The organism is Escherichia sp. AM3, from assembly GCF_032029835.1.
GTDB classification, from domain to species: domain Bacteria; phylum Pseudomonadota; class Gammaproteobacteria; order Enterobacterales; family Enterobacteriaceae; genus Escherichia; species Escherichia coli.
Genome location: NZ_JAVUPQ010000191.1, coordinates 1 through 2,576 on the forward strand (window position 1 = coordinate 1; position 2,576 = coordinate 2,576).

The following is a 2,576-nucleotide window of genomic DNA, read 5'->3' on the forward strand; positions in this document are numbered from 1 at the left end:
TGCGGTCCGTCTTCTCCGTCAGCCTGCCGTATTCATCGTGGCGGTAGACATAGTGCGCATCCTCCGCGATGCGGTTAACCGGCCACGGTTGTCATAGTGGCGGTAAAGGCTGATACCTTCCTCGCGGTGAACCGCCGTCATCTGGCCGAAGCGGTCGTATTCATAGCGGGTCTGGTAGCCCGAGCAGTCAGTGAACGCCAGCAACTGCCCGTAGCGGCTCCACGTCATCTGCCGGGTGCTGCCCGTCGCATCCGTTGTCGTCGCCGGTAACTCACTGTGCGCGTCATCGTAGCGGTAGCGTACTGTCTCCCCGCTGCGCGATGTCTCCGATACCAGCCTGCCCGGTTCATCATATTCCCGGCGGCTCTCCAGCCCGTCCGGGTACACCACCGCCGTCAGCTGGTTCCCGTCGTTATAGTAAAATTTCGTCTCCCGCCCGTCCGGTGTGGTGATGTCCGTGATATCGCCGGACACCACATTCAGACCGTACTCTGTCCTCCGTCCCGCCGCGTCCGTCTGCGCCGTGAGCCTTCCTGCCGCGTCATACCCGCTGCGCGTGACGCTGCCGTCCGCCAGTTCTTTTTTCACCACCCGTTTCAGCCCGGCCCCGCCTTCTGTATGCAGCACCTCACGCCGGTTCAGGCTGTCGGTGACGGTGATGCGGTCCTGCTCATAAAGATAGCGGTAGCTTAACCCTGCCGGGTTCAGTTGCTCCACCACCCGCCCCGTATCGTCGTAGCGGTAGCGCATCTCCGGCCTTCCCGCGTAACGGTGCGCCACCATCCGGCCCGGGTGCTGCGCGTCATACGTGAAAGCGCGCACCTGCGTATTGCTGCGGTCATATACCGCCAGCAGTTCACCGGCTTCCGTATACGTGTACCGCACCAGTGGCGCAGCGGGCAGGCTCTCCGGGTATGCCGGGTCGTGCATCAGCCACACCGCCGAAAGGCGGATACCCCTGTCGGGGCCGTATTCGGTACCGGGCAGTGTGTCGGGGAACGCTGAGGCTGAGAGAGGGCGGGAACTGTCAGAAGAAGATAGCGAAGAGGTGCGGGCCTCTTCCGCACGCTGCGCCTGCGTGGTCAGCACCAGACGGAACTCCCGCCCGGCACCGTCCGTCACGCCGGTGATTTCCCCGGCCAGGTCGCCTGCGGCCTCACGCCGGTACGTCAGCGTCCGCCCGAAACGGTCTGCCAGCCCGGTAAGCACCCGGTACGGCGGCAGCGGCGCTGGCAGTACGTCCTCAGCACCCGGCACCCGCTCTGACCACCCCAGTATCCACCACGGCCCCTGTGCGCTGTTGGTCGCCAGGTAAAGATGCGGGCTTAACCGGATATCCGGCGGCAGCGCCCCCCACAGCCGCGCCAGCGTGTGGCCGTCCGGCTGCGCTGCCTTACCACCGCGCACCAGCCACATTGACTCGCTGCGGCTGTACACCGCCTCCCCCGGCAGCAGCGGCTCAAAGTGAATGCTCCGCCCGCCGTTGTCGTTGAGTACCAGTGCATCATCGCGTAGCTGTAAGCGGATATCAGAAGGCGCTTTCCAGCCGGGGCCAAACACTCCCACCGGCGCGGGTGTCCTGGTCCGGTAGCTGCTGTAGGTGCGGGAGAGAATGAACGGCAGCGGGCCGGGCAGCGCAAGGTCCGTCTCGCCGGGCAGCACCTTCGCCCCCAGCAGCGGATTTACCGGGTTGCCCGAAGTCATCCCGCCCGGACACACCGAGCACGCCACGCCGGTGGGCGCGCCAATTCTTACACCTGCCGAACCCTGGACAATGGGACCGCCATACTGAGTCATATCTCCCTGACGCGCCGCTGGTTTTCCGCTCATGATTCAATTCCTTCTTCTGTTTATTTTTAATGCTTGTTTGTTACTGAATACCGAACAGGTACGGGATCAGTACTCTCTCATATCCGGCGTATCCTGCTTTTCATCAGGGGTCTTCGGTGGGGATTTCGAGGCTGCACAGTTCCAGTTAATCAACAGTGAGTCACCATTAACCTGCTCCTTACCCTGCAAATGAATTTTTGTGCCGTTGAGAAAAATTTGTCCGTCCTTCGTCAGCACCAGCCTTGCCTTACCACAGCAGAGCTCCAGATGCTCACCGGCGGAGTAAATCGCGGTCTGCCCGGTATCATCCTTTTTCGTTTTACCAACGGTGAAGGTAACGTTATTTCCGACTTTGACGTCATAACCCAGCCCGACCCTCAACGATTTATGCAAACCGATCTGCGAGGACTGCATCAGAGCCACCGAAGTGTTCATAATGCCACCTACCGTCGTCTGGTACGCCACGCCCACGGTCAGCGCACGAACAAGTCCAATCGTTTCCACCTGAACAGAACCCACTTTAATTATCTGGTTACTGCCCACCGTCTCTATCTGGTTAACACCCACCGTCTGTATCTGATTGTTGGTAACCGCAATCATCTGATTGTTGCCAATGGTTTCAGCATGGTTGTTTATCACATCAGTGGTGCGGTTATTCAGCACCTCGGTGTACTGGACACAAAACTCACGGGAAGGATGCGGCTCGCTGAACAGCGGACTCCATTCGGTCACCCCGTTTTCCTGCA

1 protein-coding gene and 1 pseudogene are annotated in these 2,576 nt (G+C 60.5%); both read right to left on the bottom strand.

What is annotated here, in order from left to right:
• Nucleotides 1-69: 69 nt before the first annotated feature.
• Nucleotides 70-1,830 (bottom strand): annotated as a pseudogene (gene rhsD, locus RTW80_RS23840) (rhs element protein RhsD); the annotation flags it as partial.
• Nucleotides 1,831-1,896: 66 nt separating this feature from the next.
• The coding region (locus tag RTW80_RS23845) for a bacteriophage T4 gp5 trimerisation domain-containing protein (protein WP_409415311.1) at nt 1,897-2,576 on the bottom strand (680 nt) is incomplete at its 5' end.